Consider the following 15939-nt stretch of genomic DNA (forward strand, 5'->3'; position numbering starts at 1 on the left):
AAACCAAATAATATAAAACATAGCAACTACACTGATTTTAATAGCTGGTTAACTTTGGAAAGCGTGTCAAGATATGAATATACTAATAGTTGATGATGATATTGTTGACAGAGAGCTTATTACAAGGACTTTAAGGCGCAGCAATATAACCAGTGACATTACGGGTGTAGAGTCAGTAGATGAAGCACTTGAACAACTAAAAAAAATGGAATTTGATGCCGTTTTACTCGATTATAACTTACCAAAACGTAATGGTATTGAGTTATTAGTTGAGCTAAGAAACGCCCATGAACGACATGACGTCGCAGTTATAATGATGAGCACGTCAAAAGACGACGAGCTAGCGCTTAACTGTATTAACGCAGGCGCGCAAGATTTCCTTGTGAAAACTGAAATAAACGTTTTTCGATTACAAAGAGCCATTGTTAATTCACATGCGAGAGCTGATCTAGAAAAACGTCTCTATCAAAGCTATCAACACACTAAAGAACTTGCAGAACAAGATAGTTTAACTGGCATATCCAGCCGTTATCATTTTGATGAATCTTTGAGTAATGATTTAAAAAGTAACGAAAGAAATAAAACAACGCTCGCGTTATTATTAATTGACCTCGACCATTTCAAATACGTTAACGATAATTATGGACATGACATTGGTGACAGCTTATTAATAGAAGTAGTCAACCGAATACATCGTTGCTTAAGAGGAAATGAATTATTTGCTCGTCTTGGTGGTGACGAATTTGCAATAACCTTAACCAATATAAACTCAGCTAATAATGCCACGCATGTTGCACAACGTATTATAGATGCATTAAGTGAGCCATTTACGATTGATAATCACATCATCACTTCAGCAGCGAGTATTGGTATTTCCATTTCTCCAGATGATAGCGTTAACCCAAAAGAACTATTTAAATACGCTGATATAGCAATGTATAAAGCTAAAAGCAAAGGGCGTAATCAATTTTCGTTTTTCGAAGAAGCAATGCAAGTAGAGTTTTTATCGAATTTTCATATTGAAAATCAGTTAAAAGAAGCGCTTAAAAATAAACATTTTAACCTGCATTACCAACCTGTTATGGATCCAAAGACTCAACAGTTAACAGGGGTAGAAGCATTAATTCGCTGGGAAGTCGATGGTGTAGCAATAAGCCCAGATAAGTTTATACCTATTGCTGAAAAATCTAGGTTAATTTTAGATATTGGTCAATGGGTGATTGAACAAGCGATAAAACGATTAAGTGATTTAAATCTAAACCATTCGCAATCAATTACTATGGCTATTAACTTATCAGCGGTACAGTTAACAAATGACAGTGTAATCGACGTCATTCAGGACTGTATAAAACAATATAATGTCGATGCCAATTTAATTGAATTTGAAATAACAGAAACAGCCTTAATTGTTGAACCAGAAAAAACGGTGAAAATAATACAAGCAATCAGTGATTTAGGTTGCAAAATATCACTGGATGACTTTGGTACTGGCTTTTCTTCATTGTCGCACTTACATAGCTTTCCTATTGATATTGTAAAAATAGACAAATCTTTAATGCCTAGTTATTTCTCAACAGAAAAAGTGAAAAAATTATTATCAGGTTTAATTGTCATGCTTAAATCTTTAAAGCTTCAAATTGTTGCCGAAGGTGTTGAAACACAGGATGATTTAGATTTATGTATAAATTTAGGCGTTGATAAAGTTCAAGGCTACTTTTTTGATAAAGCACTGCCAGTTGATGTGTTTGAACGGAAATATTTACAACTAAATAACAAAAAAGTGCTGTAAAACTTTATACCGTCATTAATTAAACATCTTAAGCTTTTTGTACTCAGCAAAAGTTTTAATTCAGGAAGTACGCTTTCATCAAACGGGCTGAAGTCATCATAGTCTTCTTACTTAGCCTAAAGAATAATTTTAAGTAATATATATTTACGCACCTGCTAGGGTGTTGACTATCTTTTTCAATAGAGTGTTTATCCGAAACTGCAATAAAAAAGCCCCAGCACGATTAAGTGCTGAGGCCTTGATATAAATGGTGCTGGGGCCGGAACCGCGAAAATCTCTCCAAGCCATAATACAAAAGGCATCTAATTTCTTTAATTTTCGACATACCCCCAGAAATACCCCCGTTTAATGAAGGTTATTGATAGAAAATAAGTATATTTTCATATATGAGTTATTATTTAAATTAACTTTTTTTTCAATAACATGATGACGTTTAATGAAAAATAATAATTTCACGATAAGTTACAAAATCAATCCGACTGATTTTCCTCAAGCATCAACAAGTTTGGAATTAAAAAAGCACAATAATAATTGGGTTTTAAAGGGTGTTTACGGCATGTATTCCGAAAATGAAGTCAATCGTATTATTTCTGAGGATGAAGTCCAGGCCGTTATCACAAAATTAGAGCACTCTAAACTTCCGGTTCTACCGAGTGAAATTGTTGGGTGTGATGGTGCCTTTCAAGAAATTAAATTAGCAAGAGGGGTGGGCCACATTATTTATCGTTGGTGGGATGATGAACTCGAGGGCTACAAAGTATTGGACAAATTAGTTGATACATTACTGGAATGGGGGAGGATTGATTATGGCAAATGTAAGATGTAACAACGTAATCATAGCTACAGATGTTTAGCGGAACCCCCTATAGCCTGACAAGGCTGTAAAAAAAGTGCGCCTCTTTGTCCGCAATGTTTTAAGTGTCACACAGTACCTTTTTAAGGTCTCCATCAAAACCCCTACTTTGGTAATACTTAAATAACTTTGTTGAGCATGTTTGTTGGCCTGCTAGTTTTATCTCAAGCAGAAAATACGAAATAATCTTTAAAATACTGATATATAAAGCTTTATGTTTGCTCATCAAAACATGCTGTCGAGAGCCATAAAAGCGTAGAAACTCATTAAAAACAGGGCACCAATTACCCGTTTCTTGAACAAGTGGCTAGGAGTGCCTTTTTAATACCCCCCATCCAAAACTACCGCGTCTGAATATAGATAGAGTACGTCGGTCGCTTATGCTTCAATTTGTAGAGATTTATACCCCCCTACCTCTTTAATGCCAACGTAAAAATATTATTAATCCGTCGGTCGTTTATCTATTAAAGCATAGAGATTTAGACCGCCCCTACCAGCTATATGAAAATCTCTTTATCGCTTTTAATTAATGACATACTCATGGTTATGTAGGTGTGGTGTATATATGACCTGTCTAGGCTTGTGTAAGTTGTTGATTTTTTGTTGTTGAGGTGTCATTTATACACTTGTGGCATGTTTAGGTTTACTAGAGGCATCATATTTACACCTCTAACGGCTTAGAACAGGCAAATATACACCGGTAGGGTTAATTTTAATGCACTCCTATTTGGTCAATTTCTTTCATTAAACGATCTGTTTCTACTAAAGCGGTAACAATGTTTAAATAATGGCGAATATCATCAAGATTAAGCGTTCTACCGTGGCGATCTTTTAACCATTTTTGTGCAGGTTGATAGCCGCCTATATAAAATTCCCATGCGAGTAGTGGCACGTTATCAAAATACTGTTCGTCATTAATCCATACTTTACCTGCTGTATCGCTTACTGCTTCGTAACCAATGCTTGTTTTGGTAAATTTGCGCGTAATCTCGTTATTACCGGCTATGGGGTAACTGGCAATAGGCTTGTTTAATAAAGAACTTTCTAATAAATGTAATTGACGTAATTCGCCCCCTAAAGCGACTAAATCCCAAAAGGTATTGATATTCGGATAAGGCACGCGTGGGAAGTCCATTTTAAGGAACTCTTTGTACGTGTTTCGATAGCTAGGGCTGTGTAAAACCGCATAGATATAGTCCAGTACGTCTATGGGTGCAAAGGTGCCTTTTTTGGGTTGTTTTTCGTCAGTAAATTCAAGGTTTAGTTTTTGGGCTACCTTCGCAATGATTGAGGTTTCCATGTTTGGGATTCGTTTTGATTTTAGCTTGTCGTTAGTTGGATAGATATAAAGAGGGAAGCAGGAGCAACGGTCTAGCAATGAAACGGTATCCTTACCTATAAGTTTATTGGATACAAAAAAAGTACCTGCATCATTTCCTCTGGATTGCCTTAAACAATTAAACGAATAATTGTTTTTATCAATGAAGTGTTGCATTACTTCGTTCCTACAAAAGTCTATAAGACTGGCTTCGTAGTAAATGTGTCTTGTGTCAAAAGGGCGGTATTCAATAGTTTGTATTTTAGAAGTATTTAGTTCTTCTTGTGCTCTCGCCTCTATTATTTTCCAATCTCTGTTATCTTTAATTTTTAGTTGTGTTGAAACTTCGTGGTCACTTAACTCAGTATCGTAAAATTTTTTGATTCGGCTAATCAAACTCGTTTTTTCAATATCAATTACTAGCTTATCTCTATGCGTACTAATACCACTTGAAAAGTGAGGCATTAACTTGTTAACAGAAATATTGTTTTCGTAGTTTTTTTGTAACTCCAAATCCTTTTGAACAAAGAAATACTCAGGTGTTCTATATTCAATTTGTTGCCACTTTATCGAGCGTATATCATTAGCCTGCAATGTGTCGTACTTGCTTTGGCGTAAGCCAAATAAGTCTGAATGAAACACTTTTGCTAATTCACCTTTAGCTTTTTTACCTGTTTTGACAAAAATATTAATCGACACGCCTTGCATAATGTCGAATACATTTTCATCTTTACTGCCTTCAGGGGCTGTTTCTTGTTTTTTACTATTGCCGTGTAAATCTAAAATATAAACGGTATCGAAGGTTTCTAAAATATGCTTACGCATTTGGCGGTGTATTACGCCATCTATAAAGCTGTTGTTGCTGATATAGGCCAGTACGCCTTCACCATTTTTTTCTATGTAGTGCTGGCCATAACGAATGAATTTTATGTAATCGTCTGATAGCGGCTGTATGTTCTTTTCGTTTAGGTCTCTTTTATAATCGACTAATAAATCGTTAATCCAATCGCCTTTATTGCTGCTACTAACAGAATAGGGCGGGTTGCCCATAACCACCATGACGGGGGTGTCGCGTTTTATGTAATTGGCTTCGCTGGCCTCGTTAGATAGCCAGCTTGCAAACAGCGTGCCTGTATCGGGATGGTGTTCTTCTAGCGAGTTGGTTAAATAGACGTTAAGGCGTGGATTTTTAACGGGTTTATAGCCTGTTTCTTCAAGTAATAGCTCTAGTTTTAGGTGAGCCATTGCATACGATGCCATGAGTATTTCAAAGCCGTTTATACGTGGTATTAAGTCTTGTTCTACGTATTGGCTCCATGCGCCTTGTACGGCTTGAAAATGGCTGTCGTGAATATGTTTTATGGTTTCGGCTAAAAAGGTTCCCGTTCCTGTTGCAGGGTCTAAAATTTGTACTTTGTGAACGTCCTTTTTTTGTTTGGCTTGTTTGGTGGCTTTGTTTTTGCCACGGCCTGCTACGTAAACGGTATCAATTTCTATGGTTGTTTTACTGGTATCGGCTAGACCATCTTTTAGGTTGAAGTCGGTTTTTAATATGTCATCGACCGCTCTAACGATAAAATTAACCACCGGGGTAGGGGTGTACCAAACGCCACGGCTTTTGCGTAGTTTTGGGTCGTATTCGGCAAGAAACGTTTCGTAGAAGTGAATAATGGGGTCTTGCTGCCGTGTTGCTTTGCCAAAGTTTCTGAGTATTTTGTTTACATCAGTGGCTCTAAAAATATCGGCTAATGAGTCAATAATCCATACGATACGGTCATCTAAGTCATAACCGGCTATGTATTGAAACAGCTTGCGTAAAAAGGGGTTACTTTTGGGGATTAGCTCGGCTGCTTCTTGGCGGCTAAAGGTGTTGAGTGTTTTGTCGTGTAGCCTTGCTGCAAACATACCATAAGCGATGGTTTGCGCGTATACATCGGCAAATTCTTTGTTGGTGATGTCGTGTATTAAAATGGATTTAAAGGCTTCCATTTGGTCTTTAAGCGTACTGTCTGCTTCATGGTTGGTATCGCTTTTTAGGGCTTGTTCAATAATGTTGGCTAATAGCTTGGCTTTGCCTGCCATCATTTTTGATAGCTTGGTTGGCGATGTTATGTTTTGCCCTACATGGGTGGCAAAGCTTTTGATTAAGTCTTCAAAATGTTTGAAGTTTTCCGCACAGGGATTTATTACGTTGTGTTCGTCTATTGTTGCCAGGGTTATGCTGGTTACTTTTTCACCATCCAGGTAAAACTGGAAATCTAGGTAATCAGTGATGATTAGGTTACTGAGTGATTTTTTGTAACGGTCGAATTGCTCTTTATACTCTTTGCTGTCTAGCGGTTTGCCAATGTCTTTGGCTTCTATAAATCCAACGGGAATATCATTTTTGGTGAGAATGTAATCAGGTGAGCCGCAATCAATGCGTGCTGGTTCGTTGGTTACTAGAACATCGGTTAATAGATGTTCTAATAAATACTGTAAATCGCCTCGGTAGGCGTGTTCACGTGAAATACCGGTTTGGTAACGTGTGTTGATGCGTTCTAAATAATCAGAAATTAATGGTTGCACTGATGCTGTCCTTGTATCGGCTTTTTATGATTTTATTCGCTAAACTCTATCATAATTGGTTCTAGTTAGAGGCCAGTTTCTCTCGGTGTTTGGCTGCCTTTTTGATAATGGCATTTTTATTGGCATTGATAGTATCCCAATCGTTTTCTGGTGGGTTGCCTTTGTAGGGCATCCATAAAAGTTGCCATGTTCGTGATTTGCTTTTGATTCTTGTGCTGAATATAGACTGTTCAATACACCGTATAAAACCGTTGCGCTCAAGTTCATAAAAACACTTGCTGGCTGTTTTGTTGCAGCAAGGTATTTTTGCTTGTGCTTCCCTGATTCCGTAATCTACCGGCTTGTCATTTCGCCAATGTAGTTGCATTAACGTCATTAGGGTTTTGGCTTGAGCTGTTAAGCCGATGTAAGCTTCAGACTCTAGCAAATACCTTGAATTGGTAATGCTTCCACGTCTACTATCAAAAGGTAGGGCGTTTTTTTTAGCCATGATGATTACTTAATTGGCTTTGGTCTAACGGGATGCAAATGGCACTGCGTTATCGTGCACCGTTCAACTTGCTTTCGCCACGTGCCTTTTTCTTTGGGGTCGTATAGGCAATCTTTACAGTGGGCATTTATAGAGGCGCGTAATGAAATACGCTTTGTGGTTGAAGACATGATTAAGCCTCCTTTCTTGAATCTTTAATGCGCTCTTCTAACCAGTCATCAATTTCGGCTTTAAGCCAGCCACTAGAACGGCTAGATAACTTTATAGGTTTTGGGAATTGATTGTCTGCAGCGAGTCTGTATATTGATGAACCACTTAAACCGGTTATTGCAATTACAATAGATAATTTAATGATTTGGTTTGCCATGTCTTATGCCTCCTTAGGGCTTTGTAATAAGTCAAGGCAATAATGGCGTATGCTTTTCCAACGGCGTGAACGGTCTCGTTGGCTTTATATAAGTTTTTTACCTCTCCAGTCTAAAATTGTACTTTTGGGAACATTAATACCGTGGTCTTTCTTCAATCTTTTTGCTGTATGTAGCGCAGCTCTCGATTTTGAAAAGTCTTTCTCAATAAATGAATTAAAAATAGGTTTTGCTAGAGACTGGTTCTTAGTGGCCGTTTTCATTTTCATTTTAGATGCCTCAGATACTCTGGATTTCCCAGCTAAAATTTTTGGCTCAAGGTTGCTGAGGTTAAAATCCGATCTATCTTTTTCAAGATGTAAAGCGCATTGAACTGCTTCAAAAATATCGCCTTTTTCAATCCATTCGCGTAGTTCATGAGCGCGCTGTATGAATGAAGCAGCATACCATTCTGGTTGTAATTTAATTCCTTTATCTTGAGTTATATATTTTAATATTTCAGGCAAATGCGCACCTCCATTACTCCCTTCAATTTCGTATTCATAACACTTAGGGTAAATATGCGGTAACTCTTTTTCTTTAAGATAGTCTTCAAAAAAAGTTACCGATGAATCTATATAGTCAAATATATGGTCCTTTGCAGTTTTTATGGATTTGAGTCCAGAAAAAAACTCTTCTAGAGTTTCCGTTTTAACTTCTTCCTTATTAAACATGGAAGTATGTTGTTTCTTTTTGCCTACTTTGCGAGTTATTAGAGTTTTTTTCACAATATTGAAACGCTAGGTTTTTCGGTTCTTATTTATTGAAACGATATCAGCCCCATTAGCTAATCCATCTAAATAATCAGCATAGTGCTGCATCATCTTGATTCGCTCGGGTAGGTGTTCAGCATAGTTATAAGCGGCTCTAATACTGTTTCTTTCTGCATGGGTTAACTGCCTTTCTATGGCATCCCAATGCCAGCCTTGTTCGTTTAGCAGGGTAGAGGCCATGCTTCTGAAACCGTGGCCTGTTATTTCTTCTTTGGTATAACCTAAACGTCTTAGACCTGCGTTTACAGTGTTTTCTGACATGGGCCGTGTGTTTGTTCTGACGCTAGGGAATACATATTTCCCATGACCTGTTACGGTGTAAATATCCTCTAATATGGCAATCGCTTGTTTTGATAATGGCACGATATGTACCGCCTTCATTTTCATTTTTTCGGCAGGAATTCGCCATTCTGCTTTTTCTATATCCACTTCTTGCCATTCAGCATGGCGCAATTCACCAGGGCGGACAAAAACAAGCGGTGCAAGCTTTAAAGCACATTGAGTAATAAAGTTTCCTTCATACCCATTAATGGCCCTAAGCAATGCGCCAATTTTCTTTGGGTCGGTAATGCTGGCATGGTGTTTTGGTTGAGTGGGTGGTAAAGCTCCTTTTAATGCGGTGGTGGGGTCGGTGGTGCATCTTGCCGTTGCCATTGCATAGCGAAACACTTGCCCACAATTTTGCAATGTTTTATGGGCTGTATAAATGGTACCTGTTTTTTCTATACGGTTTATAACCGTTAAAAGGTCAGGGGCCGTAATAGTTGAAATGCTCTTATTTCCAATATGGGGAAAAACATGCTGCTCAAGTCGCTTCGATACGTTGTTCGTATTGCTGCTTGACCATTTCGTGCTGTTTTTACTTATCCATTCTTGCGTAACGGCTTTAAAACTATTTTTGGATGCTGCAAGCTTACTTTCTTTTAATTCTTTCTTAACGACACTAGGGTCAATGCCTTTTGATAATAAGCTCTTGGCTTCATCTCTATACAATCGAGCTTCTTTCAACGTTACTATCGGAAAGGCTCCAAAAGAAAGTAACTTTTCTTTCTTTAAAAAGCGGTATTTCATGCGCCATAACTTACCTCCACTTGGCGTTACTTCCATGTATAAACCACCGCTGTCGGATAAGCGGTATTTCTTATCTTTTGGCTTGGCACTTTTGATAATTAAGGCGTTAAGAGGCATGTTAATTGCTCCTGTCTAATGCGTCATAATTTGGGGGTATTTTTTGATACGAATTTCGACATACCCCCACTAATACCCCGTGTGTTGGGGGTATTTCTTGAAACACTATAAAGCACCTTGAGAATTGAAAGCAATAAAAAACCCCGTAACATCTAGTGTTCGGGGTTGTCTGGGACTTCTTGAAACTATCAAATGGTGCCTGGGGCCGGAATCGAACCGGCACGACTGTTAAGGTCGCGGGATTTTAAGTCCCGTGTGTCTACCAATTTCACCACCCAGGCAATCAAATTGAGCGCGAATTTTACCCTATGATGACGATAATGACGAGTGGAAATTATTATAAATTTATAAATTTTTTAGCAGACCTTCATTAATGGCCAATTTAACAAGTTCGATATCGTTAGAAACGCCTAGTTTTTCGTGTGCTCGATAGCGATGCGTGTTAACTGTTTTGGGGCTGATCGATAATGAATTGGCAATATCTGCAATTCTGTGGCCATCAACAATTTTTGTTACTATTTGTAACTCTCTACTGCTTAACTGGCTAAAAACATTCTTTTCTGGTTCTTGCCCACTGAAGATTAAGTTGGTTGCCACTGCAGAGGACAGGTAGTTTTTACCTTGGTAAACCGACATAATCGCGCTTGTCATTTCATTAACCGCGCAGCCTTTATTGATATAACCTTTAGCACCTAACTTTATAGCCTGATGCGGGATAGGGCCATCGTCATACACACTTAGGGCAATAATTTTAGAACTGGGTTCGCGCCTTAATATTCGTTTCAACGCTTCGGCGCCACCTATACCCGGCATATTTAAGTCCATTAGGATAACGTCTGGCTTGAGTTGTTCGGCTAATTTAACGGCTTCTTCACCCGATGAGCCAATCGCCACAACTTCAATATCCGGGTCAGATTGCAAGATGTGCTCTATACCACTTCTAACTAACTCATGATCGTCAACAAGTAGAACCTTAATACTATTCGAATTCATTAGATATTGATTTTCTTCAATTAATTAACCTAGCGCTCATCTTGACTAGCATAGACTAAATCAAAGATAATGCCCACGCTTTTTGGTATTAGGCCTTTGCCTAATTAAAAGGGAAGTTGGTACGATTTAATCAAACCCAACGCTGCCCCCGCAACGGTATATAAGTAACATGTATCAACAGCCACTGTGTCAAAACATGGGAAGGCGATACATCGGTTAACAGAACATTAGCCACTTATGAGCCCGGAGACCTGCCAAAGGCAAACCGGTACGTTGCGGGTGGGCAACTGGGCTGACGTTGTTTACTCTATTTCAACTTCATCACATTTCCTCACGTGCGTCTTTTAACTGGCGCGGGGCTGCGCCTTCTAACGAGGAAATCTCATGAAAAAAACTCTTTTGGCTGCAAGTGTTGCCGCCGTTCTACCTTTTGCTCCTTCAATTGTATTCGCCAGTGATGATGCGCTTATTGTGACGGCTACACGTACGACGCAAACGGCTGATGAAACATTAGCCTCTGTCTCAGTTGTGACCAAAGAAGAGATCGAAAAGTATCAATATAAAACGGTTGCAGAGGCTATTTCAGGGCTTCCTGGCGTAACGATTGCCAACACAGGTGGTTTAGGCAAGCAAACGTCATTATTTTTACGCGGTACAGAGTCTAATCACACCCAGGTTTTATTGAACGGCGTTAAATTGGCAACGAATGCCTTTGGTGCGCCTCAAATTGAGCATATTCCACTTAACCAAATTGAGCGTATTGAGTTAGTGCGTGGGCCGCAATCAAGCTTATATGGCTCTGGTTCTATTGGTGGAACAATTCAAATTTTCACTAAAAAGGGCACCGGTGAGCTAACACCTCATCTTTCGGTTGGTTTTGGTACGCATGATACGAAAGAAACCACCTTTGGCATTTCTGGTGGAGATGCATCTAACTGGTATAGCTTAAGCGGCGGCTATACAGAAACAAATGGTTTTAACAGTTGTGATGGTCGAAGCGGCACATTGTTCATTGGTTGTTTCGCTACCGAGCCTGACGACGATGCTTATAGAAACACTAATGCCTCTATTAGAGCAGGGCACCGCTTTGCAAACTCTGCTGAGCTAGAGTTTTTTAGCTTATACAGTGAGGGGCAAAGTGAATACGATGGTTATTTCAACACAACGGACTTTTTGCAACATACCTTTGGTGCTAAGTTGACGGCTGATGTGTCAGATAGATGGACTGTAAAAGCAACCTTAAGCCAAGGCAGAATTGAGGCTGATAACGAAGGAGCATTTGCAACCAGTTTTGCTGATAATCAACAGGACCATTTTAGCCTGCAAAATGACTTTCAAATTAATGATGAACACGTGTTGGTGTTAGGTTATGACTACGAAGATGACAAAATAAAAGAATCGGGTGGCTTCACAGAAACCAATCGTCATAGCAATGCCGTTTTTGCTCAATTATTAGGTGAATATGGTGCGCATTCTTACCAAATAGCCGTTAGAAATGAAGATAATGAGCAGTTTGGTAGCAATACTACGGGCAACATTGCTTGGGGTACGTCGCTTTCTAATAATTTACGCTTAAACGCATCGTTTGGAACAGCTTTTGTTGCGCCAGCCCTTGTTGATCTTTATTCTCCATTTGGTGCAAACCCTAGCCTAGATGCCGAGCGCTCTAAGTCCTTTGAATTAGGTTTAGTGGGCAAACACGCAGATATTACGTGGTCGGCCAGTGCTTATCGCACAAAAATTAAAGACTTGATCGCGCTGGATAGTTTCTGGGTTCCTCAAAATATTTCCGAGGCGTTGATAAAAGGGCTTGAGCTTCAAGTAGCCACTGATATTGCTGGAATAAATGTCGATGGCCAGTTTTCTTGGATTGACCCTGAAAATAAAAGCGGCGGCGTAAACGATGGTAATGTGTTGGCTAGACGTGCTGAACAAACCTTTACCTTGAATGCTAATAAAGCATTTGGTGATTTCAGCCTTGCAAGTAAGGTGTTTGTATCGGGCCGTCGATTTGATGATGTTGCAAACAATCGCCGTCTTGCCGGTTTTACCACCGTCGATTTAGTAGGTGCTTATAAAATAAACAAAGACTTAACAGCACAAGTAAAAGTTGCTAATTTATTTAATGAAGAATATGAAACAGTAGCGGGTTACAACACAGATGGTGCGAATGTGTTTTTCTCATTAAGCTATCAACCGGCTAATTAGTCTCGTTAGAGTTTCTAAATGGACTAGGGAGAGGGCCTATGCCTTCTCCCTTTTTTTATGCTGCCAAGGTAAAACCCATTGGCTACCTTGGTGCTCGCCAAATATTGCATCAACACCATAAACGGCCTGCATGTTCTCAATCGATAGTACATCGTTGGCGATACCTTCAGATGTTTTTACCCCGTTATTCAGTAAAACAAGGTTCTCACAATACCTCATCGCTAAGTGCAGTTCATGTAAAACGATAATGACTGTTTTTCCTTTTTTCGCCAGCGTTTGCAATAACGCCATAACCTCAATTTGATGCCGTGGGTCGAGCGATACGATCGGCTCATCTGCCAGTAAAATAGGGCTCTCTGTGGCCAGCGCTCGGGCTAACATAACCCGTGCTCGCTCACCGCCGGATAGTTCATTCACCGAGCGGCCGATTAGGTGTTCTATATCCACTTCTTTAATAGCTTTTTCTACTGCCTGTAAACTCAAATTGTCTGCATGATGGCCATCATTATGCGGGTGCCTGCCTAACATAACGACCCGTTCAACGGTTAACGGCCAATGGCATTCGCCGAGTTGCGGCAAATAGGTTATTTCTTTCGCTAATTCAAGCGCTTGCAAGGCGTGAATGTCTTTGCCTGCCAAACGTATTACACCCGATTCAATCGGCAGTAAACCAGCTAAGGCACGCATCAGCGTGGATTTACCGGCTCCATTAGGGCCAATTAATCCAGTGAGTTTTCCTGCTGGAAACTGAATACTCATATTTTTTAATATGCTGTGGCCGGATAAACTAACAGCTATGTTTGATGCCACTAAACTCATGACAACCACTCTCGTCTGGATTTTAAAATTAAATGTAAAAAGAAAGGGGCGCCTAATAAGGCGGTTAATACGCCAATTTTAAGTTCTTGTTGCGTCGGTATTAAGCGAACAAGCATATCGGCTGCTAATAGTAATATAGCGCCACCCAGTGCGCTGCATATTAATAGTCGCCCAGGCTGATAGCCTACATGTGGCCGCAGTAAGTGGGGGACTACTAAGCCTACAAAGCCAATACCACCGCTTACCGATACCGCAGAGCCAACTGCTAAGGCAACGCCTAAAATAATACGTCGATTAAGCTTTGCTAAGTTAACGCCCAAGGATTGGGCTGTGTCTTCACCCAGTGAGAGTACATCTAAATCGCGCCGTCCTTTTAACATCAACCACCAGCCTAATAGGGTTGGCAGTAGAATCAACCAAACGTGTGTAAAGCTTCTATCAGCTAAGGAGCCCATTAACCAGAAAAATATTTCAAGAGAAGCATAGGGATTAGGCGATAAGTTGAGCGCTAACGCTGTTAAGGCCGCTGCAAGGCTACTAACAGCTACGCCCGCCAATATTAGGGTGAGCATGCTGCTATTTTTACCGGTTAATAAGTACAGAAAAACAACCGCTAATAAAGCACCGGCTATCCCCCCGAGCGGTAAGGCCATGGGGAAAATAGCGCTTAAACCAAAGTAAAAAACAATCACTGCGCCCAAGGCGGCACTGCTTGATACGCCGATAACACCGGGTTCGGCCAAAGGGTTTCTAACCATGCCTTGTAAGGCCGCGCCGGATAAACCTAATGACGCGCCAATCAGCACAGCGAGTAGTGTGCGGGGTAAACGAATTTCTTCAAATACAATAGACTCTAATGTAGATTCGTTATTAAGAATGCTTTTTAAACTATTGATAATGCTTATATTTAATTCACCTATTATTAATGACAATGCCATTAACACTAACAGGCTCATTAATAAGGTTGCTGTTAAACGGGTTTCGTTATGGTTAGTCATTAAGCGAGTTTGCATGGGTGTATTAAAGGGGTTGCGCTAATAATTGCTGCTGTAGGTAACTCGCTGCAGCGAAACTAGACGGTCCTGCACAACTCCAATACCTATCAGGAATGGTTATTCTTTTTACCTGTTTGAGCGCTGCATACCGATCGATCGCCTGGTGCTGCAAAATTTGGTGCGCTAAGCTGTTGGTGTTTTTATTGGAGCGTCCTAATAGAAGAATGTCTGGCTTTGATGCCAGTAGAGATTCTAGCGATAGCGGGGCAACATAATCTAAATTCAACTCCGCAGCAATATTTCTTAGCCCCGCCATTGTTAAAATTTCATTGACGATAGTCTGCTGGCCTGCGGTAAAGCCGTTGGCATAGTAAACAGCTGCTCGTTGAGACCTTTTATCTTGTGCCCCAATAATGTTAGCTAACTGTTTGTGCATAGCCAGAACAAGCGCCTCGGCACGAGCAGGTTCACCAATTTGCTGACCTAAAAAGCGCACTTGCTGAAAAATGCCGTCACTGTTAATAGGTAAGCCTAACTTGATCACCTTATAACCTAACTCTTCAAGTAGCTGGTTAGTTGGTTGGGCGGTAAATTCACCAGCAACAATTAAGTCTGGCTTAAGTGCCATAATCTCTTCAATACGGCTACTATGTTGATGATACTGAGCAGCTTTTTGGTATAAATAAGAGGCTTCTGGGTTGGCTGCTAATGGCGTAATAGCAATTAACCGCTCGGGCGGTAATAGTGCCATTAATAACTGATCGGCACATAGGTTTAGCGAAACAATCCGCTGAGGTTTTGCTAGTACGTTAACGCTGATCAATAAGCTGATAAAAAAGGCGATAAGTCGCTGTGTTTGTTTCAATTGCATGCCAGTAATTATACGGCTATTTAACAAAAAACAAGGGATATAAAAAAGGCTAAACCTGAAGATAAGGTTTAGCCTTTTTGTTGACTCACTAAAAAATGTAACCTTTCTTATATAATAATCTGCCAGATATAAGAGATTAATAATGCAACTTGAACAACAAAGAAGATACCGCGAATCAGCACAGCAATAGCTGAAGTAGAAATCAGATGTACGATAGATTGAGCCACTCTAGCATACAGAATGTACATAACGGTTGGTTCCAATAAAGCCATTTGACCCGCCAAAGAGGCCGTTAATACGACGGCAGCAAAAACCGGTAGCAGTTCAAGGCTGTTTAAGTGTGCACGGGTTAATCGTTGACCAAAACCCGGTACATCTGAGCCATCCGGTTTAAAGCCGTTTATAGGAATACCGCGCTTAAGAACAAGGTCACTAACCGCACGAAATGTGGCTATCGATAAAACAAGAATTAAGGTCCAAAACGCGAACCCGCCTAAGGCTACAACTGCATTACTCATATTTATATCTCCTAAATTTATTATTAGTTTGTATCACTGTTCACCAACATAGTGATTCAGATATAGAAGTGGTTCCACTAATTAGGACAACCTGCTTAGGAGTTATTTTCCCAGTTAATCATGCCGCGATTAACGGCATGATGGTTTCATAA

14 protein-coding genes, 1 tRNA gene and 1 riboswitch are annotated in these 15939 nt (G+C 39.9%); of the genes, 3 read left to right on the forward strand and 12 right to left on the reverse strand.

The window, feature by feature from the left end; genetic code table 11:
- Nucleotides 1-73: 73 nt before the first annotated feature.
- Entirely contained in the window at nt 74-1789 is a 1716-nt protein-coding gene (locus KUG63_RS10830) for a putative bifunctional diguanylate cyclase/phosphodiesterase (RefSeq protein ID WP_287555331.1), read from the forward strand.
- Nucleotides 1790-2225: 436 nt separating this feature from the next.
- The gene (locus KUG63_RS10835; protein WP_016390699.1) at nt 2226-2615 is read left to right on the forward strand and encodes a hypothetical protein; all 390 of its coding nucleotides are present in this window, start codon (nt 2226-2228) and stop codon (nt 2613-2615) included.
- A 739-nt stretch (nt 2616-3354) separates the two neighbouring features.
- Here the strand turns inward: KUG63_RS10835 and KUG63_RS10840 are convergent.
- The 8 genes from KUG63_RS10840 to KUG63_RS10875 all read right to left on the reverse strand — a co-directional run bounded on the left by KUG63_RS10840 (nt 3355) and on the right by KUG63_RS10875 (nt 10376).
- A complete protein-coding gene (locus KUG63_RS10840) occupies nt 3355-6528 on the reverse strand; it encodes a type ISP restriction/modification enzyme (protein ID WP_016390698.1) in 3174 nt (1057 codons plus the stop codon).
- A gap of 61 nt (nt 6529-6589) precedes the next feature.
- Nucleotides 6590-7018, reverse strand: coding sequence for a hypothetical protein (locus KUG63_RS10845; protein ID WP_016390697.1), 429 nt, complete (start codon nt 7016-7018; stop codon nt 6590-6592).
- Between the two features lie 5 nt (nt 7019-7023).
- Nucleotides 7024-7188 carry a hypothetical protein gene (locus tag KUG63_RS10850; RefSeq protein WP_162789638.1) on the reverse strand — a complete coding sequence of 55 codons (165 nt, stop codon included), beginning with the start codon at nt 7186-7188 and terminating at the stop codon, nt 7024-7026.
- A 2-nt stretch (nt 7189-7190) separates the two neighbouring features.
- Entirely contained in the window at nt 7191-7385 is a 195-nt protein-coding gene (locus tag KUG63_RS10855) for a helix-turn-helix transcriptional regulator (RefSeq protein WP_287555334.1), read from the reverse strand.
- Nucleotides 7386-7469: 84 nt separating this feature from the next.
- Nucleotides 7470-8096, reverse strand: coding sequence for a hypothetical protein (locus KUG63_RS10860; protein ID WP_016390695.1), 627 nt, complete (start codon nt 8094-8096; stop codon nt 7470-7472).
- A 66-nt stretch (nt 8097-8162) separates the two neighbouring features.
- Nucleotides 8163-9383, reverse strand: a complete 1221-nt coding sequence (locus tag KUG63_RS10865) for a tyrosine-type recombinase/integrase (protein ID WP_287555335.1) — start codon at nt 9381-9383, stop codon at nt 8163-8165.
- Between the two features lie 193 nt (nt 9384-9576).
- Nucleotides 9577-9664 (reverse strand) — tRNA-Leu (locus KUG63_RS10870).
- A 64-nt stretch (nt 9665-9728) separates the two neighbouring features.
- Nucleotides 9729-10376 carry a response regulator gene (locus tag KUG63_RS10875; protein WP_016390669.1) on the reverse strand — a complete coding sequence of 216 codons (648 nt, stop codon included), beginning with the start codon at nt 10374-10376 and terminating at the stop codon, nt 9729-9731.
- A 66-nt stretch (nt 10377-10442) separates the two neighbouring features.
- A riboswitch (cobalamin riboswitch) is annotated at nt 10443-10650 on the forward strand.
- A gap of 110 nt (nt 10651-10760) precedes the next feature.
- On the opposite strand from KUG63_RS10875, the gene KUG63_RS10880 reads away from it, so the two are divergent.
- Nucleotides 10761-12584 carry a TonB-dependent receptor domain-containing protein gene (locus tag KUG63_RS10880; RefSeq protein WP_015005945.1) on the forward strand — a complete coding sequence of 608 codons (1824 nt, stop codon included), beginning with the start codon at nt 10761-10763 and terminating at the stop codon, nt 12582-12584.
- Nucleotides 12585-12620: 36 nt separating this feature from the next.
- Here the strand turns inward: KUG63_RS10880 and KUG63_RS10885 are convergent, their stop codons facing one another.
- The 4 genes from KUG63_RS10885 to KUG63_RS10900 form a co-directional block, all read right to left on the reverse strand.
- Nucleotides 12621-13403: an ABC transporter ATP-binding protein gene (locus tag KUG63_RS10885; RefSeq protein WP_277642641.1), complete on the reverse strand. Its 783-nt coding sequence runs from the start codon at nt 13401-13403 to the stop codon at nt 12621-12623.
- Entirely contained in the window at nt 13400-14401 is a 1002-nt protein-coding gene (locus KUG63_RS10890; RefSeq protein ID WP_277642642.1) for a FecCD family ABC transporter permease, read from the reverse strand. Before KUG63_RS10890 ends, KUG63_RS10885 begins: the two co-directional genes overlap by 4 nt.
- A 22-nt stretch (nt 14402-14423) precedes the next feature.
- A complete protein-coding gene (locus KUG63_RS10895; RefSeq protein ID WP_287555338.1) occupies nt 14424-15269 on the reverse strand; it encodes an ABC transporter substrate-binding protein in 846 nt (281 codons plus the stop codon).
- 107 nt (nt 15270-15376) lie between these two features.
- Nucleotides 15377-15787, reverse strand: coding sequence for an MAPEG family protein (locus KUG63_RS10900; RefSeq protein ID WP_020162163.1), 411 nt, complete (start codon nt 15785-15787; stop codon nt 15377-15379).
- Nucleotides 15788-15939 lie beyond the last annotated feature (152 nt).

This window comes from Cycloclasticus sp., from assembly GCF_019090545.1.
Taxonomy (GTDB): Bacteria; Pseudomonadota; Gammaproteobacteria; order Methylococcales; family Cycloclasticaceae; genus Cycloclasticus; species Cycloclasticus pugetii.

Excerpts from the sequence above, each read along its gene's own strand:
- KUG63_RS10900 (WP_020162163.1), bottom strand. The coding sequence starts at position 15,787 with ATGAGTAATGCAGTTGTAGCCTTAGGCGGGTTCGCGTTTTGGACCTTA.
- KUG63_RS10880 (WP_015005945.1), top strand. The coding sequence starts at position 10,761 with ATGAAAAAAACTCTTTTGGCTGCAAGTGTTGCCGCCGTTCTACCTTTT.
- KUG63_RS10830 (WP_287555331.1), top strand. The coding sequence starts at position 74 with ATGAATATACTAATAGTTGATGATGATATTGTTGACAGAGAGCTTATT.
- KUG63_RS10895 (WP_287555338.1), bottom strand. The coding sequence starts at position 15,269 with ATGCAATTGAAACAAACACAGCGACTTATCGCCTTTTTTATCAGCTTA.
- KUG63_RS10855 (WP_287555334.1), bottom strand. The coding sequence starts at position 7,385 with ATGGCAAACCAAATCATTAAATTATCTATTGTAATTGCAATAACCGGT.
- KUG63_RS10850 (WP_162789638.1), bottom strand. The coding sequence starts at position 7,188 with ATGTCTTCAACCACAAAGCGTATTTCATTACGCGCCTCTATAAATGCC.
- KUG63_RS10865 (WP_287555335.1), bottom strand. The coding sequence starts at position 9,383 with ATGCCTCTTAACGCCTTAATTATCAAAAGTGCCAAGCCAAAAGATAAG.
- KUG63_RS10890 (WP_277642642.1), bottom strand. The coding sequence starts at position 14,401 with ATGACTAACCATAACGAAACCCGTTTAACAGCAACCTTATTAATGAGC.
- KUG63_RS10860 (WP_016390695.1), bottom strand. The coding sequence starts at position 8,096 with ATGTTTAATAAGGAAGAAGTTAAAACGGAAACTCTAGAAGAGTTTTTT.
- KUG63_RS10835 (WP_016390699.1), top strand. The coding sequence starts at position 2,226 with ATGAAAAATAATAATTTCACGATAAGTTACAAAATCAATCCGACTGAT.
- KUG63_RS10875 (WP_016390669.1), bottom strand. The coding sequence starts at position 10,376 with ATGAATTCGAATAGTATTAAGGTTCTACTTGTTGACGATCATGAGTTA.
- KUG63_RS10845 (WP_016390697.1), bottom strand. The coding sequence starts at position 7,018 with ATGGCTAAAAAAAACGCCCTACCTTTTGATAGTAGACGTGGAAGCATT.
- KUG63_RS10885 (WP_277642641.1), bottom strand. The coding sequence starts at position 13,403 with ATGAGTTTAGTGGCATCAAACATAGCTGTTAGTTTATCCGGCCACAGC.